Raw genomic sequence first — 17,223 nt, 5'->3', positions numbered from 1 at the left:
TTCCTATGCGTATGTGCCGCCGTGCTGTAACCGTCCTCGCACTCAGCCTGCCCCTTTCGGCGTGGGCTGCGGTTCCCGTAGTAGATGACAACGCGGGTGGCTATCCACCTGCGGGTTATGGCACGAGCGGCGCCTATGCCGGAGCAGGGGCTTCGGCCCCTGCTTCTGCAAATGGCCAGCTGTTCATGCAGCTGCAGCAGATGCAGGACCAGATTTCCCGCCAGCAAGGCATCATCGAAGAGCTGCAGAACGATGTGTCGCGCATGAAGCAGGAAAACCTCGAGCGCTACCAGGATCTCGACCGCCGCATTGGCAGCGGTGCCGCGCCTGCCGCGACTCCAGACAATTCTTCCACCGGTGGCGCGAGCAACGCAGCCACGGGTGCCGCTGCCGGCGCCAGCGCCGCGCAGCCTCCGGCCGCGAGCAGCGAGCCGGGTGATCCGGCGAAAGAGAAGCTGTATTACGACGCCGCTTTCGACCTGATCAAGCAGAAGGACTTCGACAAGGCCAGTCAGGCGTTCAACGCCTTCCTGCGCAAGTACCCCAACAGCCAGTATGCCGGCAACGCCCAGTACTGGCTGGGCGAGGTCAACCTGGCCAAGGGCGACCTGGCAGGCGCCGGCCAGGCCTTTGCCAAGGTCAGCCAGCTGTATCCGCAGCACAGCAAGGTGCCGGACTCGTTGTACAAGCTGGCCGACGTCGAGCGCCGCCAAGGCCACACCGACAAGGTCAAGGGCATCCTGCAACAGGTCATCACCCAGTACCCCGGCACCTCCGCCGCGCAGCTGGCGCAACGCGACCTGCAGAAGCTCTGAAGCTTGCCATTCGAAAGAAACCCGCGCTTGTCGCGGGTTTTTTCGTTAGAATCACCGACCTTTTTTCGTAAACACGCTGCCGCGGATAACGCCATGTCGAGTCCGCGACAGTGCCTGACGGAGGCGGACAGCCTGTTTAGCTGTCACGCCCGTGGCGATCATGCAAGACACATTACGCATCACCGAAGTGTTTTACTCCTTGCAGGGTGAAACGCGAACGGCCGGGCTGCCCACGGTTTTCGTGCGCCTGACCGGTTGCCCCCTGCGCTGCCAATACTGCGACAGTGCCTACGCGTTCAGCGGCGGTACCCTGCGCACCCTCGACTCGCTGCTCGAGCAGGTGGCCGGCTTCAAGCCGCGCTACGTCTGCGTCACGGGTGGCGAACCGCTGGCCCAACCCAATGCCCTGCCATTGCTGCGCAGCCTGTGCGACGCCGGGTACGAAGTGTCGCTGGAAACCAGCGGCGCCCTGGATATCAGCGGCACCGACATTCGGGTGAGCCGGGTGGTCGACCTCAAGACCCCAGGCTCCGAGGAGTCGCATCGCAACCGCTACGAGAATATCGAGCTGCTGACCCGTAACGACCAGGTCAAGTTCGTCATCTGTTCCCGCGAAGACTACGATTGGGCGGTTTCCAAACTGATCCAGTACAACCTGGCCGAGCGCGCCGGCGAGGTGTTGTTCTCGCCCAGCCATCACCAGATCAAGGCCAGTGACCTGGCCGACTGGATCGTTGCCGACAACCTGCCCGTGCGCTTCCAGTTGCAGCTGCACAAGCTGCTGTGGAACGACGAACCTGGGCGCTGAGGAGAAAGACATGACTGACAAACGTGCGGTAATCCTGCTGTCCGGTGGCCTCGATTCGGCCACCGTGGTGGCCATGGCCAAGGCCGAAGGCTACCAGTGCTACACCATGAGCTTCGACTACGGTCAGCGCCACCGCGCCGAGCTCAACGCCGCGGCGCGGGTTGCCCGCGACCTGGGCGTGGTCGAGCACAAGGTGATTGGTTTGAACCTGGACGGCATTGGCGGCTCGGCCCTGACCGATAGCAGCATTGATGTGCCGCAAGCGCCAAGCGAAGGGATCCCGGTGACCTATGTACCGGCGCGTAACACGGTATTCCTGTCGCTGGCCCTGGGTTGGGCAGAAGTGCTCGAGGCCCGTGACATCTTCATCGGCGTCAACGCCGTGGACTACTCCGGCTACCCGGATTGCCGCCCCGAGTTCGTCGAGGCCTTCGAGCGCATGGCCAACCTGGCCACCAAGGCCGGTGTCGAAGGGCAGGGCTTCCGCATCCAGGCGCCGCTGCAGAACCTGAGCAAGGCGCAGATCGTCCAGGCCGGCATGGCCCATGGCGTGGATTACAGCCTGACCGTTTCCTGCTACCAGGCCGATGATAATGGCCGTGCCTGCGGCAAGTGCGACAGCTGCCGCCTGCGCGCCGACGGCTTCAAGGCCGCCGGGGTAGCGGACCCGACCCGGTATTTTTGAAAAAAATGCGATGGGGTGTTGATTTCCTCTGAGAAATCAGTAATATACGCGCCATCCAACGGGTCGTTAGCTCAGTTGGTAGAGCAGTTGGCTTTTAACCAATTGGTCGTAGGTTCGAATCCTACACGACCCACCATATGCAGTAAGAAAAAGCCCGCTTCCGGCAACGGAAGCGGGCTTTTTCGTTGCCCTGAATGCCAAGGTTCAGGGGCGGTTCCCTGCTCATCCGAGCGCTGTCACCATCCGGGGCGCACCGCTCATTTATAGAAGATATCCAGGGTCGCGCCAGCGTTGAACTCGCCGACCGTCGGCGTCGCGGTCAGCCATTTCAGCCGCGCCTGGAAGCTGTGCGAGTTGGTGGTCGAGGTGGTCTTGGGCGTCAGCACGAACTCTTTCTTGAATGCCAGCGCGCGTTGACCATCATCGTTGATCAGGCTGATGCCCACCGATTTGTTGTCGTTGGGGATCAGGGTGTCCTGGGCGCTGTTCAAGCTCGCTGTCAGTGGTTCCAGGTAGCCGCCCAAGCCATAAGCGGCTTGGCAGGTGCGCTGTTCGATGATGGTGAACGGTACCTCCTTGATGGTCGCGCCTACCACAGCCCCGGACGGGCGGATCGCGCCGAAATTGATGACGTTCGGCTGGATGCTGATCGAGGACTCGCAAGGTAGATAGCGGAACTTGTCCAAGCCCTTGGCGGTGACGTTGTAACTCTCCCCTACGCGTACACCTCCCACCCCGTCGAATTGAAATGCCCGGTAGTTGGCGAGCGTTGTCATGGGGCCCTCCTTGTTGTCGCCGGCGGGTGACTTTTTGACGAAGAACAACGAGTAGGTCATGGATTTGCTTTCTTTCTGCCAGCCGCAATTCTCGGTACAACCGTTGACGAACCAACCGATGTCCAGCTTGCCGCCGGGCAACGAGGAATACAGGTAGTCCTTGCCCTGATAGGTGACGCCGATTTCGATCTCATTGCCCAGGTTGACTTTACCGGGGTTCATGTAGAAATAGATTTTTTCACCGGGCATGTTGGGAATGTCGACCCAGCATTCGACATTGATGCGTTGCGTCGGCTGCCGCCACAACAGCGTGCCGGCGGGCAACGAGTTGGGCACGGCGGTGGTATCGGTAATGGTGGTTGTGTCATTGATCAGTGACGAACCCGCCTTCTGGCATTTCAGCGCGTAGCTGTTGGGGATGCTCAGGAAGAATAGAAAACCGATGAAAAGTAACTGTCTGCTGAACATGGCGAGGCCTTCCGGTGATCAGAACTTAAAGGTGCTTTGACGTGGATGGGGCAGCCCGGCGTCGCTGATATAGGCGTAGGCCACCTGGCCCGCGGGTTTTTCGCAGCCGCTCGCGGACAACGGATAGGTTGAGAACGGGGCGATCATCAGGTGATCGATGACCTGGCCGCAGGTGGCCCCCGAGCGATCGCGCACACTGACCTCGGTCAGCGTCAGGTAATAGGGCGAATCGTTGCGTGCTTCATAGCCACCGCCAGGGCTGTTCGACCATTGCAACTGGTTGACGGCATCCCCGATCGAACCGGGCAACGCAGGGCGGTAGAACAGCTTGAGGTTGTGCTGCAGGGCGAGTGCCATGGCATTGCTGTCGGTGGTTCTCTTCGGCACTTGCAGCACCTTGAGCATCAGGAACGACTCGCGGTCATCCGGCAGGCCCAGCCCTTGGTAAAGGATGCCGGTTGATGCCTTGCCGTTGGCGGGGATCAGCAACAGTGGCTTGGTCACCGCCATGGGCAGGGCTGCGATGGGGGGCTTGTCGCCCCAGTCGAGCTTGACTTGCACCAGCGCCGGCTCATCGCTCTGGTTGACGATGATCACCGGCAACTGCTTTTGTGAGCCCTCGAAGATGAATCGGCTGAAGCCATCGAAGGTGATATCGGCCTGTGCCGGTGAGCAGATGATCATCGCCAGGATGAGGGCGCCCCAGGCCATGAGCCGCCGAGCAACAGGGTGGATGAGGGGAGAGGTTGTCATTCTTCGATGATGGCAGGGCCTGGGTAGGCCCTGAATCAGACGATTCTTACATTGCGTCGACGGCAAGCAGCGGCGCAATCAATCATTGCAAACAACGCAGCCGACAAGCCGGGATTGTTCTTCTAAGGTGTATCGATCAGCAGCGCTGAAAGGATTCACACATGGACGTGTGTCTTGCTTTACAAGGGCATTACCTGCGCAAGAGGGCTGCGCGCCCAGGCCCAGCGGGCCGTCGGGCGCCAGCCTTGCGCCCGGCCTCAACGCGCCGCGTAGGCCGCCTTGAAGTCCGGCGCGGTCCAGCCGTGGAGGTCGTACTCGGCCATGCATTGCTCGGCCAGGGCTCGCATTTGCTCGGTGCGTCCCGAATGGCTGGCGATGTGCAGGGTGTCGAGACGGCTCTTCTCGTAGCTGCCGGAGTAGTTGACCTCGTACAGTTCATGGCGCGAACCGAATTCGGTGCCGATCGCATCCCACAGCAGCTTGAGGGTCTTGGCCCGCTCCTCGGCGTCGATGCCGTTGGAGCCACGGGCATACTGGTCGAGGAACGGGCGTACCTCGGGGTTGAGGAAATCCTTGGCGTGGGACGGCAGGTAAATCAGGCCGCTGGCCACGGTCTTGCGGATCAGGTTGATCACTCGGCTGTAGGCGTCGCCGGCGGTGGCGCGATAGGCCAGGGCCGACTCAAGGTTGGGCAGGAGGAATTCCTCGTTCCAGCTTTCCGTGCGGTAGGCCATCGAGTCGGACAGGCCCCAGAGCATGTGGCGCAAGGCAATCGCTTCGCCCACCGCGCCCTGCACGCCCTGGAAGTCACGGGTGCCGCAGATCTCCACGGCCTTGAGGAACAGGCCGCAGATGAAGTCCATCTTCACCGCCAGGCGGGTGCAGCCGTGCATCAGGGTGCGGCCGAAGAAGCCGGACTTCTGGATGAAGCTGTTGGACATCTCCACGCCATACATGAACACGTCCTGCCACGGCACGAAGGCGCGGTCGAACACCAGGATGCAGTCGTTCTCGTCCATGCGGCTGGACAGTGGGTAATCGAACGGGCTGCCGTTCTTGCTCGCGGCCTGCTCGTAGGAGGTGCGGCAGATCAGCTTCACGCCCTTGGCACCGGTGGGGATCATGAAGATCGGCGAGTATTTCTTGTCCTGGTACATCACGTTGTAGTGGGCAACGAAGGTGTACTGGGTCAGCGCCGCGCCGGTGGCCACCACCTTGGCGCCGCTGATGTAGAGACCGTCGGCGGTTTCCTCGACGACCCGCACGAACACGTTGGAGGTGTTCGGGTCCTGGTTGCGGTCCACGGGCGGGTTGACCACTGCATGGTTGATGAAGGGCAGGCGTTCGCGGCTGAAGTTGTACCAGCGCGTGGCGTTTTCGGCGTACTCGCCGTACAGGTCGCGGTTGGGGCCGAAGGTGCCGATCCAGGCGCCCTTGAAGTCCGGGGTACGGCCCATCCAGCCATAGCTCAGGCGCGCTGTCTCGGCGATTGCGTCGCGGGCGGCAACCTGTTCCTCGACCGTGCGTGGCGCCTGGAAGAAGCGGTGGCAGCGCAGCCCCGGGGCGCCGTCGATCTCGATGGTGAGCTTGTCGCGCAGTGCGGGGTCATGCAGGGCGTCGTAGAACCGCGCATTCATCAATGCCGCATTGCGAAACGCCGGGTGTTCGGTGACATCCTCGACCCGCTCGCCGTTGATCCATACCTCACGCCCGTCCCTCAGGCTTTCCAGGTACTCCTGGGAGGTTTGCAGGCCCCTGCGTTCTTGAGAAAAACCTTTGTGATCCATCATCAGTCTGCTCCGTGTCCGTTTGATCGCGCACCTTGAGTGCCCAGAGGGGCGGCGCGCTGTTGTTGTGGGGTAAATGCTGGCTTGCACGGACCACAACTTAGGGAGGAGTGTGACTAATTGTAAATTTCGAAACGTGCAATCTACGATTGCTTGCAGGAGGGGTTGTGAGCGCGTTTTAACGCTGGCTACTGTGGGCAGTTTTTGCGCTTTTCAGCTGTGGCGCCCGAGGCTCGCATTTGCTCCGCGGCGCGCTAACCGATTCAGCTACCGGCGCATTCCTGCACCAATTGGCGCAGCCAGCGATGCACCTGGTCGTTGTTCACCCGTGGGTGCCAGGCCTGGCAAAACTCGCCGCCGGGCGTCTCCACCGGCAGGGTGAAGATATGCAGCGGCAGCAGTGGCAGTGACCATTCGACGAAGCGCCGGGGGATCACCGCGATCATCTCCGAGGAGCTGGCCAGTTGCATGGCGGCCTGGAAGCCCGGCACCACCAGCGGCACCTTGCGTTGCAGGCCGAGTTTTTCCAGTTCCAGGTCCAGCGGCCCGCGGGTACGGCCGCGGCGCGATACCGACAGGTGTGGGAAGGCCACAAGGTCCTCGGCGCTGACCCTGTCCTGGCGGGCGAGGGGGTGCTGGTTGTTGACTACGCCAACGAAGGTGTCGATGTACAGGCGCTGTTTATAGACCTCCGGCCCCAGCGGTCCGGCGATGCCGATGTCGAGATCGATCAGGCCGTCGCGCAGGGCGGCGACATCCTCGTTGCCCTGGGCCATGAAACTCAGGGTCACGTGAGGGGCCTGTTGCGCGACGCGTTGGCTCAGGCGCAGGGCCCAGGCGCCGGTAAAACCATCCTCGGTGCGCAGGGTGAATACTCGCTTTACCGTGCCCAGTTCGAGCTTCTGTTTGGTGCCCAGCACGTGGCGCGCTTCTTCGAGCAAATTATGCACCTGGGGCGCCAGCTCCAAGGCCAGCGGCGTGGGCACCAGGCGCCGGCCGGCCAGCACGAACAGCGGGTCGCCCATGGCCTCGCGCAGGTTCGACAGGCGCCGGCTCATGGCCGGGATGCTCAGGTTCATGCGCTCGGCGGCGCCAGTGACACTGCCTTCGCGCAGCATCGAATCGAAGGTCAGCAGCAGGTTCAGGTCGGGCAGGTTCATTTCGCAGTCCTTTGCAAAAAATGCAAGTCTATTCTCTGGTTATTGCAATTTTCAATATGCATGACGCTACCTAACATCCCATTGCAACCCAACCCGCCAAGGATGTTGTGATGGAACCCTCTCATTCGCTTCAGCAGGGGCTGGCGATCTGCCTGCTGCTGGCGCTGCCAGGCTGCGTCAGCCCCGGGCACAGCCCCGAACCGCCCAAACCCTTGTCACCGGAGCAGCTCGAGGCTGGCCGGGACATCGACCGTGTCGCGACCCAACCCTCGTCGCCTTTGGACGACCGCTGGTGGCAGCGGTTCAATGACAGTGACCTCGACCGCTTGCTGGCCACCGCCCTGGACACGGCGCCGAGCCTTGCGATCGCCAGCGCGCGGATCGACCGGGCGCAAGCCGAGGCCGGCATTACCCTGGCCAACACCCGACCTAACCTGTCGGCCATGACCCAGATCCTGCGTAGCCAGGATTCGCAGCATTACAAGACCGGCGCCGACGAGGCCGGGGTCTGGCACACCGATGGCCAGGCGTTGCTGCAGGGGCGCTACAACCTCGACCTGTGGGGCCTGAACCGCGCCTTGAACGAGGCGGCGGTAGGTAGCCTGCGCGCGGCCCAGGCCGACCAGGCGGTGGCGCGCCTGGCGCTCAGTGGCAGCCTGGTGGAAACCTGGTTCGCCCTTGGTGGTGTGCTCGAGCAGCAGGCCATTGTCGAGCAGACCCTGGAACAACGGCGCAGCATCCTGCGCCTGAGCGAGGACCGGCTGAAGTCCGGCCTGGGTACCCAGGTCGACGTCGTCCGCGCCCGTGGGCCGATCCCACTGCTCGAGGCCGAGCAGGCACGCCTGCAAGGCGCCGCCCGTGGCTACCAGTTGCGCCTGGCCGCCTTGGCTGGCAAAGGCCCGGGCTGGGGCGAGCAATGGCGGCCACGCATCAGCGATCCGCGGCGCAGCGTGACCCTGCCCAGCCACTTGCCGGCCGAGCTTATCGGCAGCCGGCCCGATGTGGTCGCCCAGCGCTGGCGCGTCGAGGCCCAGGGCAAGCGCATCGGCGCGGCCCGCGCGGCGTTCTATCCGAACATCGATTTGCTCGCATTCGCCGGCTTCCAAAGTTTCAGTTTCCAGAACCTGTTCCACCACGATAGCCGCACCTATGGCGTGGGGCCGGCGGTGACCTTGCCGATCTTCGATGCCGGGCGCCTGCGCAGCCAGTACCAGGCGCAGCAGGCCGGTTATGCCGAGGCCGTGGCCGGCTACAACCAAACCCTGGTCAACGCCCTGGGCGAGGTGGCCGGGCATGTCTCGCAGCTGCGCGCCATCGAAGGCCAGCGCATGAAGACCGTGCAAGGGCTGGATGAAGCAGAGCAGGTCTACGACCTGGAAAGCCTGCGCTACCGGCAAAGCCTCACCGACTTCCTGCATGTGCTGGATGCCCAGACCCGAGTGCTCGATACGCGCATGCAACTGGTGCAGTTGAAAACTGCGGCACTGCAGAACCATGCCGGCCTGCTGCGCGCCCTTGGCGGTGGCTGGAAAGAAACCGATCAGAACCCTACTACGCTCGCAGGAGTCTCCCATGAGTGACGCCACCCAAACCCCAGCCCCGGCGCCGGCCAAGTCGCGCCGTGGCCTGATTTTCCTGCTCATCGCCCTGGTCGCCGTGGCCGCTGCCGTCGTCGTCGGCCTGTGGTACTGGCTGTATGGGCGCCTCTACGAAAGCACCGACAACGCCTATGTGCGCGGCGATGTGGTGCTGATCTCGGCCCAGGTGCGCGGTACTGCCACCGCGGTGAACATCCAGAACACCGACACGGTCAAGGCCGGTGACGCCCTGGTCGAGATCGACCCGGCCGACGCGCGCCTGAGCCTGGATGCGGCCACCCATCAACTGGCCCTGACCGTGCGCACGGTCAACAGCCTGTACGCCGAGGAAAACGACCTGGCCGCCCAGGTCAAACTGCGCCAGGCCGAAGCCAATCGGGCCAACCAGGATTTGCAACGGCGTCGTTCGGTGATCGCCCAGGGCGGTGTATCCGGCGAGGACCTGCACCATGCCGAGGAAGCCGCGCAGATCGCCCAGTCCGGCCTGCGTGCGGCCGAGGCCAAGCTGGTGGCGCTGCAGGCGCGGATCCAGGGCACCACGGTGGAGAACCACCCACAAGTCGCCGCCGCCGCCGAGCGGGTGCGCGAAGCTTACCTGGCGCTGGCGCGGACCAAGGTGCCGGCGCCGGTCGATGGCCTGATCACCAAGCGTGCCGTGCAAGTGGGCCAGCACATCGAGCCAGGCACCGTGCTGATGGGCCTGGTGCCGCTGGACAAGGTCTGGGTCGAAGCCAACTTCAAGGAGTCGCAGCTGGGCCAGATCAAGGTCGGCCAGCGGGTCGAGCTGTTTGCCGACCTGTATGGCGAAAGCGTGGTCTATCACGGCCGTATCCAGGGGATCGAGGCGGGTAGCGGCGCGGCGTTCGCCACTATTCCTGCGCAGAACGCCACTGGTAACTGGATCAAGGTGGTGCAACGGGTGCCGGTGCGCATCGCCCTGGACCGTGACGAGGTGCTGCGCCACCCGCTGCGCATCGGTTTGTCGATGACCGCCAAGGCAACCCTGGGTGAGCCGGACGCACCGGCGCCCAGCAGCGTCCAGGACAACACCGAAGTCTATGGCAGTGTCGGCAGCGGCAGCGATGCCTTGGTGAACCGGATCATCGCCGAGAACCTGCAGGCCTCGAAGCTGAGTGTGTCGAGGAATGACCGATGAGCAGCGCCAAGCGTCCCATCGAGCCGCTCAGTGGCGGCACGCTGGTGCTCGGCGCGCTGGCGATCGGCATGGCCAACTTCATGATGGTGCTCGACACCACCATCGCCAACGTCGCGGTGCCGACCATTTCCGGCAACCTCGGCGTGGCCCCCGACCAAGGCACCTGGGTGCTGACCTCGTTCAGCATCTCCCTGGCCATCGGCCTGCCGCTCACCGGCTGGCTGGCCCAGCGCTTCGGCCAGGTCAAACTGTTCCTAAGCGCGGTGGTGCTGTTCGTGTTGGCGTCGGTGTGCTGCGGCCTGGCGCCGAACCTGACCTCGTTGCTGGTCTTCCGGGTGTTCCAGGGCGCGGTCTGCGGCCCCCTGGCGCCGCTGTCCCAGGCGCTGCTGGTGGCGATCTTCCCTCCGGCGCGGCGTACCACGGCGCTGGTGGTGTGGTCGATGACCACCTTCCTCGGGCCGGTCTGTGGCCCGATCCTCGGTGGCTACCTGACGGACAACATCAGTTGGCCGTGGATCTTCTATATAAATGTGCCGGTCGGCATCTTCATCCTGCTGGCCCTCGGCCAGGTGCTGAACGGTCGCGACAACCCTACCCGCAAGTTGCCGGTGGACGTGGTCGGCCTGCTGCTGCTGATGGTCGCGGTCGGCTCGCTGCAGATCCTGCTCGACAAGGGCCAGGACCTGGACTGGTTCGCGTCCACGCCGATTCGTACGCTGGGGGTGATCACCGTGCTGGGCTTCGCCTCGCTGATCACCTGGGAGCTGACCGCGCAGCACCCGATTCTCGACCTGCGCCTGTTCAAGGAGCGCAACTACGCCATCGGCACGCTGTGCGTGAGCCTGGGCTTTGCCCTGTACTTCGCCTCGTTGGTGCTGGTGCCGCTGTGGTTGCAGACCGAAATGGGCTACACCGCGACCTGGGCCGGCATCGCCACCGCGCCGCTGGGTATTGCCGGGGTGGCGCTGGCGCCTTTCATCGGCCGCATGATGCAGCACACCGATGCGCGCGTGCTGGCGAGCATGGCCTTTATCTGCTGGATCGGCGCGTCGCTGTGGCGCATGCATTTCGAGACCAACCTGGACATCGCCTTCATCGGTTGGAACTCGGTGCTGATGGGCGCCGGCACGGCGTTCTTGTTCACCCCGCTGGTGGCGATTTCGTTGTCGCGCTTGCCGCCGGAGAAGATCCCGGCGGCCCTGGGCCTGCAGAACGCCCTGCGCATGACCGGCGCCAGCTTCGCGGTGTCCCTCGGCCCGGCCTTCTGGGACCACCGCGCGCGTCAGCACCAGGTGGAGCTGGCCGAGCGGATGACCCCGTTCGACCACTGGAGCGCACAGGCCCAGGACAACCTCGGCCAGCTCGGGCTGTCGGCCCAGGGCGCCCTGGAGTCGCTGGGCCGGACCATCGACCGGCAGGCACACATGTTGGCCCTGAACGATTTCTCCCTGGCCAGCGCCTGGCTGTTCTGCGCGGTGCTGGCGATTGTCTGGATGGCCCGTTCACCCAAGGCGAAAGCCAAATAAACCTGGAGTTTTCATGCTCGAATTTCGCAAAAAAATGAAATACAACCTCGAAGTCACCGATATCCGCGATGTCACGCCGCTGGTGCGGCGTGTCACCTTGAAGGGCGACCTGTTCGCCGAGGTGCCACCCTGCCAGGCGGGGCAGTGGCTGAAGCTGTTCCTGCCCAGCGCGGGCAGCCAGGTCACCCGCGCCTACACCATCCGCCGGCATTTTCCGCAATCGGCCCGGGTCGAGGTCGACTTCGTGCGCCATGACCATGGTCCTGCGGGGCGTTGGGTGGAGCGGGCCTGGGTCGGTGAGCAGATTGGCTGTTCGGCCTTGCGCGGCGGCTTCCAGCCCCAGGACGATGCCGAGTGGATGCTGCTGGCCGCCGATGAGACCGGCACCCCGGCGGTGATGAGTATTCTCGAGAGCCTGTCGCCGCGCGACCGCGCCCTGGTGGTGCTGGAGGCGGCGAGCCTGAGTGAACTGCAGGCGGTGGATTCGCTGGCCACGGTCAATTGCGAGTGGTATTTCCGCGATGAGCACCCGGCCGGCAGCAACTTGTTGCTCGAAGGTATCAAGCGTTTGCAACTGCCCTCGGGGATCGGCCAGTTCTGGATTGCCAGCGAGGCGCAGGCGGTCAACGAGGTGCGTGACTACCTCACCGAAACCTGTTCGATCCAGCGCCGCCTGGTGCGCGGCAAGGGCTACTGGATGCGCGGCGTCGCCGACCATCGCGACCGCGATTGAGCGCACGTTCGCCTTGCGCTGCCAGGCAGCGCAAGGCCCTCGGGCCCTAGCAGGGCTGCAGCCTGGGCTCGGCCAGGCGTTCGAAATGCAGGCGCTCGGCGGCCAGGCCGTAATCCTTCAGCGCCCCTCCCACCGTCTCGACCATGGCCTGCGGCCCACACAGGAACGCCGCGTCGAGCCGGCTGACGTCGATCCATTCACGGAACAGGGTGTCGCACATGGCCAGGTCCAGGCGCCCGGACGGCAGACCGTTGTCGTTGCTTTCCCGGCTGAACAGCAGGATCAGTTCCAGGCGTTGCCCATACAGGGCCTGCAGCGCGGCCAGGCGTTCGCCGAACAGCAGGCTGGCGCGGTCGCGGTTGCCATAGACCAAGGTAAAGCGGCTGTCGTCGTCGCTTTCCAGGGTAGCCTTGATGATTGGCAGCAACGCGGTGATGCCGCTGCCCGAGGCCATGCCCAGGCAATGGTGGACCGGGGCTTGCGGCTCGGGGCGATAGGACGAACCTGCCGGCGGCATGACCAGCAAAGTATCGCCCACGCTCAATTGGGTATTGGCATAGCTGGAGAAACGGCCCTGCGGCACATGCCGGATCGCTACCCGCAACTCGCCGTCGTCGGGTGCGCTGAAAATCGAATACGAACGCCTTACCGGCTCACCTTGCAACTGGGCTTCCAGTTGCAGGTACTGCCCTTGCTGGAAGCGGTAGGTCGCGCTCAGGTGCGCGGGTACGGTAAAGGCGATCGACACGGTGTCGGCGCTTTCGCGGCGGATATCGGCGACTTGCAGCGGGTGCATGACAGTCATGGCGCGGGTCCTGTTCAGGCGCTCTGGCGCAGGGGCTTGGCCTCGGGGCCGGCGAGGCGTTCGAGGCGGCGCATGCTGTGGCTGGTGCCTGGCAGCAAGCGGCCGATCTCGCCGGTGCGGTAGCGGATCATCGGCAGCGCCTCGCGGCTCAAGGTGGTCAGCACCACCTCGCCGAACTGGCCATCGGGCAGCGGCGTGCCGCTGTCGGGGTCGATGATCTCGGGGTAGAAGTGGTCTTCCCACAGCGTGACGCCATCACGTGACTCCAGGCACTCCATGCCGATGCCTGGGTCCATCAGCGCCGACACGCCGTACAAGGCCAGGGTCTGGACGCCCAGGCGGCGCTCGAGCTCCTGGCGCAGGCTGTTGCTGCACGGTTGCGGGCCGAGCAGCACGGTGCGCAACGACAGGCCCGGCAAGCTGACGCCCTGGCGCTCCAGCTCAGGGGCCAGGGCCAGTAGCTGCGCCGGGCTTGCCACCAGCATTTGCGGCTGGAAGTCGCACAGCAGGCGTACCTGTTCATAGGTTTCGCGCGCGGCCAGGGGGATCAATGCGCAGTGCAAGCGCTCGGCGCCCAGTTGCAGGCCGGCACTGGCGCCGTCCAGGCTGCCGAGCGCGTACAGGCGATCACCGGCATGGGCACCGGCAACGCGCAGCGAGCGCGCGACCAACGTCGCCCAGACCTCCTGGTCGTTGCGCGTATAGCCAATGAGTGGTGAGCGGGCGCTGCCGTCGTGGCAGGCTTGCAGGCGTACCACTTGCCGCGGGGAGACGGCGAACAGCGAGAACGGATAGTGGTGGTGCAGCTCGGCGTTGCCGATGAAAGGAAAGCGGGCGAGGTCCTCCAGCTCCTGGAGCTGCTCGGGGTGCAGGCCCATGGCTTCGAACTGCTGGCGGTACCAGGGCACGTTGCGCCAGGCGTGTTTCAGCGACCAGCGCAGGCGCCGCAACTGCACGTCGCGCAGTTGTTCGAGGCTGCAGGTTTCCAGGGTGTCGCGCTGGGGCTGGGTGAGCGGGCGTTGTTCAAAGGCAATGACATCGAGGCGTGTGTTGGCGTTCATCTTCCAAGTCCGTTTGGTAGGCCGACCATCAGGCTTGCATGCTATGCCGGGGTAGGGGGTATGGCTACTCGCATTGCCCGGCCTGCGCTTGACCGGTCGCGCTGCGGTTCCCGGCTTGTCGACTCGCGTCCGCGGCGTCTGCTTGGCCAGCAAGGCCGGCGCCTGAACGGGTGTGCCGGGTAGGCGCCGGCTTGCCGGCGAACCCGGGCAACGCCATTCAGCGATTCAGCCGTCGCGCATCGAACGCGTCGCGGGCCTGGTAGGCGCTGTAGGTGGCTTGCGCGGCGAGCATCCCGGCCAGTCCATAGGTGCGCTGCAGGCCGAACCGGGCAAAACCCTGGGGCACCGGCAGCCGCCGGGCAATGGCATCGGCCAGCACTTCGCCGGCCACGGTGGTGGGCGCCATGCCATGCCCGCCAAAGCCGACGGCGTGCCAGATGCCCTGTTCGTCCTGGCCGATCTGGGCCATCTGGTGCCGGCCGTAGCTCATCAACCCACCCCACGAGTACTCCAGTTGCACATCCGCAAGCTGCGGGTAGACGCTTGCCAGGTCGGCCTTGAGCAATTTGGCGATCGCCTGCGGCCCGCGGTCGAGGATGGAAATGCGCCCGCCCCAGAGGATTCGCGTGTCCTGCAGTGGGCGGTAGTAATCGAAGGCGAAGCGTGTGTCGTAGATCGCCGACTGGCAGGTAATGGCGTCCCGCAGGCGTTCACCCAGCGGCGGGGTGGTCACCACGTAGGTGGCGATCGGCAGCACCGCGCGTTCGACCGGCGCATGCACGCCGCGCGCATAGCCGCCGCCGGAGAACACCACTTCCTCGGCATGGACCTCGCCTTGCACGGTGCGCACGATGTAGCCACCGCCGGTCTTTTTTTCGATCCGGGTGACCGGTGAGTGCTCGCACAGGGTCACGCCAGCGTCGCTGGCGGCGCGGGCCACGCCACAGACGTATTTGAGCGGATGGAAGTGGAACGCGTTGCGCTCGAGCAGGCCGCCGTAATAGCGCTCGCTCTTGAGCTGTTCCTTCAATTGGCCCGGAGAAAGATAGGCCCAGTCCACGCCATAGGCTTCTTTCATCAATTGGCGGGGTTTGTCCAGGCGCGACGGGTCGTTGAACCAGTTGGCGAGGATCACGCCTTGGTCGATCAGGTCGCAGTCGATGGCGTACTGACGGGTGCGTTGGCGGATCAGGTCGACGGCATCGAGGGTCAACTGGTAAAGGCGACGGGCCTCGCTGGCGCCCAGGGTCGCCAGCAGTTCGGCGTTGCCCAGGCTGTAGCCGCCGAACACGAATCCGCCATTGCGCCCCGAGGCGCCATGGCCGATGCGCTCGGCTTCGAGCAGGGTGACGTCGGTCACGCCGCGCTCGGCCAGGCCCAGGGCGGTAGACAGACCGGCCAGGCCGCCGCCGAGAATGCACACGCGGGTCGTGGTGCGACCGGCCTGGGCGGGGTAGTCGCTGCGGCGCACGGTCGCTTCATAGTAGGAGTCGAGGAAATGGCTGGTCATCATGATCCCGGGCAGTCAGGGCGGGCCGTTGCCGGCCCGCGACGGTGGTTCTCAGGCCGGCAGCTGTTTGGCCGTGCCGGGCTGGGCATGGGCGGCAGCGGCTGGGGCGCTGGCCTTGCGCGTCTCGATGCTGGAGAAGTCCATCTCCTTGTAGCGCACGGTGCGCGAGCCGGTGAGCAGCTTGTGGCCCCACCACATCACCACGAACAGCACCAGGCCAACGTAGGTGGCGAGGGCGCCGATCCAGTCGATCTGCCCGCCGAGGAACGCCTGGTAGTTCTGCCCGAGCATCACCACCAGGCACAGGCCGAAGGCGAACAGTGGCCCAATCGGGAAGAACTTCGACACGTAGGGCAGCCTGGCCAGGTCGTGGCCCTGATACAGATAGCCACGGCGGAAGCGGTAATGGCTGACGGCGATGCCCAGCCAGGCGATGAAACCCAGCATGCCGGAGGTGTTGAGCAGCCACAGGTAGAGCTTGCCGGGGCTGAACAGGAAGCTCAGCAGGCACAGGCCGGCCACTGCCGCGGTGGCCAGCAGCGCCCACACTGGCGTGCCGCTGCGGGTGAGTCGGGCGAAGATCGCCGGTGCCTTGCGTTCCAGGGCCAGGCTGTAGAGCATGCGCGAGGAGGCATACATGCCCGAGTTGCCGGCCGACAGCACCGAGGTGAGGATCACCGCGTTCATCACGGCGGCGGCGGCGAGCATGTCGGCCTTGGAGAAAATCAGGGTGAACGGGCTGATGGTGATGTCGGACAGGCCGTCCTTGAGCAGGCGCGGATCGGTGTAGGGGATCAGCAGGCCGATGACGATGATGGTGCACACGTAGAACAGCAGGATGCGCCAGAAAATCTGGCGCACGGCCTTGGGAATATTGCGCCCGGGGTTTTCCGTCTCGCCGGCGGCGATGCCGACGAACTCGGTGCCCTGGAACGAAAAGCCGACGATCATCGCCACGCCGATCAGTGCTGGCAGGCCGCCGGCGATGGGCGCCTCGCCGAGTTGCCAGAGCTGGGCGCCGCCATCCTGGCCGCCTTCGAGAATGCCCAGCAGCATCAGCACGCCGACGATGATGAAGACGATGATGGTCACCACCTTGATCAAGGCGAACCAGAACTCGGCCTCGCCGAAGAAGCGTACCGAGGCGACGTTGAGGGCGAACAACAAGGCCAGGAACGCCGCGCTCCAGATCACCCCGGGGGTGTCGGGGAACCAGTAGGTCATGATGATCTGCACCGCCACCAGGTCCACGGCAATGGTTACCGCCCAGGCGTACCAGTAGTTCCAGCCAAGGGCGAAGCCGAAGCTTTCTTCCACGTAGCGCGAGGCGTAGGTGGAGAACGAGCCGCTGACCGGCATGCACGCCGCCAGTTCGCCGAGGCTGGTCATCAGGAAGTACACCATCAGGCCGATCACTGCGAACGACAGCAGGGCGCCGCCTGGGCCGGACTGGGCGATGGTGGCGCCGGAGGAGACGAACAATCCGGTGCCGATCGAACCGCCAATGGCGATCATGTTCAGGTGGCGGCTGGTCAGGGTGCGCTTGAGTTGTCCTGATGAGGGCGGTGCGGCAGTCAAACTT

General features: G+C 64.6%; 15 protein-coding genes and 1 tRNA gene. 8 read left to right on the top strand and 8 right to left on the bottom strand.

Annotated elements, in window-relative coordinates; genetic code table 11:
* Positions 1-5: 5 nt before the first annotated feature.
* The 4 genes from ybgF (at position 6) to E3U47_RS02540 (ending at position 2,444) form a co-directional block, all read left to right on the top strand.
* Positions 6-815, top strand: coding sequence for a tol-pal system protein YbgF (gene ybgF, locus E3U47_RS02555; protein ID WP_134689416.1), 810 nt, complete (start codon positions 6-8; stop codon positions 813-815).
* Between the two features lie 160 nt (positions 816-975).
* A complete protein-coding gene (queE, locus tag E3U47_RS02550; RefSeq protein ID WP_134689414.1) occupies positions 976-1,623 on the top strand; it encodes a 7-carboxy-7-deazaguanine synthase QueE in 648 nt (215 codons plus the stop codon).
* Positions 1,624-1,633: 10 nt separating this feature from the next.
* Positions 1,634-2,308: a 7-cyano-7-deazaguanine synthase QueC gene (queC, locus tag E3U47_RS02545; RefSeq protein WP_134689412.1), complete on the top strand. Its 675-nt coding sequence runs from the start codon at positions 1,634-1,636 to the stop codon at positions 2,306-2,308.
* A 60-nt stretch (positions 2,309-2,368) separates the two neighbouring features.
* Positions 2,369-2,444 (top strand) — tRNA-Lys (locus E3U47_RS02540).
* 121 nt (positions 2,445-2,565) lie between these two features.
* On the opposite strand, the gene E3U47_RS02535 is transcribed toward E3U47_RS02540, so the two are convergent.
* The 4 genes from E3U47_RS02535 to E3U47_RS02520 form a co-directional block, all read right to left on the bottom strand.
* Positions 2,566-3,552: a fimbrial protein gene (locus tag E3U47_RS02535; protein ID WP_134689410.1), complete on the bottom strand. Its 987-nt coding sequence runs from the start codon at positions 3,550-3,552 to the stop codon at positions 2,566-2,568.
* A gap of 18 nt (positions 3,553-3,570) precedes the next feature.
* Positions 3,571-4,263: a molecular chaperone gene (locus E3U47_RS02530; RefSeq protein WP_256660214.1), complete on the bottom strand. Its 693-nt coding sequence runs from the start codon at positions 4,261-4,263 to the stop codon at positions 3,571-3,573.
* 299 nt (positions 4,264-4,562) lie between these two features.
* Positions 4,563-6,095 (bottom strand): 4-hydroxyphenylacetate 3-hydroxylase family protein, encoded by a 1,533-nt coding sequence (locus E3U47_RS02525; RefSeq protein ID WP_134689408.1) that lies wholly within the window; start codon positions 6,093-6,095, stop codon positions 4,563-4,565.
* Positions 6,096-6,355: 260 nt separating this feature from the next.
* Positions 6,356-7,252 carry a LysR family transcriptional regulator gene (locus tag E3U47_RS02520; RefSeq protein ID WP_134689406.1) on the bottom strand — a complete coding sequence of 299 codons (897 nt, stop codon included), beginning with the start codon at positions 7,250-7,252 and terminating at the stop codon, positions 6,356-6,358.
* A gap of 110 nt (positions 7,253-7,362) precedes the next feature.
* Between E3U47_RS02520 and E3U47_RS02515 the strand changes: the two genes are divergently transcribed.
* Genes E3U47_RS02515 through E3U47_RS02500 form a run of 4 tightly spaced genes read left to right on the top strand, consistent with a single transcriptional unit; the run spans position 7,363 to position 12,265 of the window.
* Positions 7,363-8,832 carry an efflux transporter outer membrane subunit gene (locus E3U47_RS02515; protein WP_134689404.1) on the top strand — a complete coding sequence of 490 codons (1,470 nt, stop codon included), beginning with the start codon at positions 7,363-7,365 and terminating at the stop codon, positions 8,830-8,832.
* The gene (locus E3U47_RS02510; RefSeq protein WP_134689402.1) at positions 8,825-10,006 is read left to right on the top strand and encodes an HlyD family efflux transporter periplasmic adaptor subunit; all 1,182 of its coding nucleotides are present in this window, start codon (positions 8,825-8,827) and stop codon (positions 10,004-10,006) included. The genes E3U47_RS02515 and E3U47_RS02510 overlap by 8 nt, the downstream gene beginning before the upstream one ends.
* A complete protein-coding gene (locus tag E3U47_RS02505; protein WP_134689400.1) occupies positions 10,003-11,532 on the top strand; it encodes a DHA2 family efflux MFS transporter permease subunit in 1,530 nt (509 codons plus the stop codon). Before E3U47_RS02510 ends, E3U47_RS02505 begins: the two co-directional genes overlap by 4 nt.
* Before the next feature lie 13 nt (positions 11,533-11,545).
* Entirely contained in the window at positions 11,546-12,265 is a 720-nt protein-coding gene (locus E3U47_RS02500) for a siderophore-interacting protein (protein ID WP_134689398.1), read from the top strand.
* A gap of 46 nt (positions 12,266-12,311) precedes the next feature.
* Here the strand turns inward: E3U47_RS02500 and E3U47_RS02495 are convergent, their stop codons facing one another.
* The 4 genes from E3U47_RS02495 to E3U47_RS02480 all read right to left on the bottom strand — a co-directional run bounded on the left by E3U47_RS02495 (position 12,312) and on the right by E3U47_RS02480 (position 17,219).
* Positions 12,312-13,070, bottom strand: a complete 759-nt coding sequence (locus tag E3U47_RS02495; protein WP_134689396.1) for an FAD-binding oxidoreductase — start codon at positions 13,068-13,070, stop codon at positions 12,312-12,314.
* Positions 13,071-13,084: 14 nt separating this feature from the next.
* Positions 13,085-14,131 carry a phenylacetate--CoA ligase gene (locus E3U47_RS02490; RefSeq protein WP_134689394.1) on the bottom strand — a complete coding sequence of 349 codons (1,047 nt, stop codon included), beginning with the start codon at positions 14,129-14,131 and terminating at the stop codon, positions 13,085-13,087.
* Between the two features lie 217 nt (positions 14,132-14,348).
* Positions 14,349-15,641, bottom strand: coding sequence for an FAD-binding oxidoreductase (locus E3U47_RS02485; RefSeq protein WP_134689393.1), 1,293 nt, complete (start codon positions 15,639-15,641; stop codon positions 14,349-14,351).
* 51 nt (positions 15,642-15,692) lie between these two features.
* Entirely contained in the window at positions 15,693-17,219 is a 1,527-nt protein-coding gene (locus E3U47_RS02480; protein ID WP_372239468.1) for an amino acid permease, read from the bottom strand.
* Between the last annotated feature and the right edge of the window lie 4 nt (positions 17,220-17,223).

The sequence above is a fragment of the Pseudomonas sp. RIT623 genome, assembly GCF_004519305.1.
Taxonomy (GTDB): Bacteria; Pseudomonadota; Gammaproteobacteria; order Pseudomonadales; family Pseudomonadaceae; genus Aquipseudomonas.
Note: the sequence above shows the minus strand (reverse complement) of the source record. Positions and strands in the feature narration are given on the sequence as shown.

Bases quoted from the DNA above. Each gene is read 5' to 3' on its own strand.
- ybgF (WP_134689416.1), top strand. From the start codon at position 6: ATGCGTATGTGCCGCCGTGCTGTAACCGTCCTCGCACTCAGCCTGCCC.
- queE (WP_134689414.1), top strand. From the start codon at position 976: ATGCAAGACACATTACGCATCACCGAAGTGTTTTACTCCTTGCAGGGT.
- queC (WP_134689412.1), top strand. From the start codon at position 1,634: ATGACTGACAAACGTGCGGTAATCCTGCTGTCCGGTGGCCTCGATTCG.
- E3U47_RS02535 (WP_134689410.1), bottom strand. From the start codon at position 3,552: ATGTTCAGCAGACAGTTACTTTTCATCGGTTTTCTATTCTTCCTGAGC.
- E3U47_RS02530 (WP_256660214.1), bottom strand. From the start codon at position 4,263: ATGGCCTGGGGCGCCCTCATCCTGGCGATGATCATCTGCTCACCGGCA.
- E3U47_RS02525 (WP_134689408.1), bottom strand. From the start codon at position 6,095: ATGATGGATCACAAAGGTTTTTCTCAAGAACGCAGGGGCCTGCAAACC.
- E3U47_RS02520 (WP_134689406.1), bottom strand. From the start codon at position 7,252: ATGAACCTGCCCGACCTGAACCTGCTGCTGACCTTCGATTCGATGCTG.
- E3U47_RS02515 (WP_134689404.1), top strand. From the start codon at position 7,363: ATGGAACCCTCTCATTCGCTTCAGCAGGGGCTGGCGATCTGCCTGCTG.
- E3U47_RS02510 (WP_134689402.1), top strand. From the start codon at position 8,825: ATGAGTGACGCCACCCAAACCCCAGCCCCGGCGCCGGCCAAGTCGCGC.
- E3U47_RS02505 (WP_134689400.1), top strand. From the start codon at position 10,003: ATGAGCAGCGCCAAGCGTCCCATCGAGCCGCTCAGTGGCGGCACGCTG.
- E3U47_RS02500 (WP_134689398.1), top strand. From the start codon at position 11,546: ATGCTCGAATTTCGCAAAAAAATGAAATACAACCTCGAAGTCACCGAT.
- E3U47_RS02495 (WP_134689396.1), bottom strand. From the start codon at position 13,070: ATGACTGTCATGCACCCGCTGCAAGTCGCCGATATCCGCCGCGAAAGC.
- E3U47_RS02490 (WP_134689394.1), bottom strand. From the start codon at position 14,131: ATGAACGCCAACACACGCCTCGATGTCATTGCCTTTGAACAACGCCCG.
- E3U47_RS02485 (WP_134689393.1), bottom strand. From the start codon at position 15,641: ATGACCAGCCATTTCCTCGACTCCTACTATGAAGCGACCGTGCGCCGC.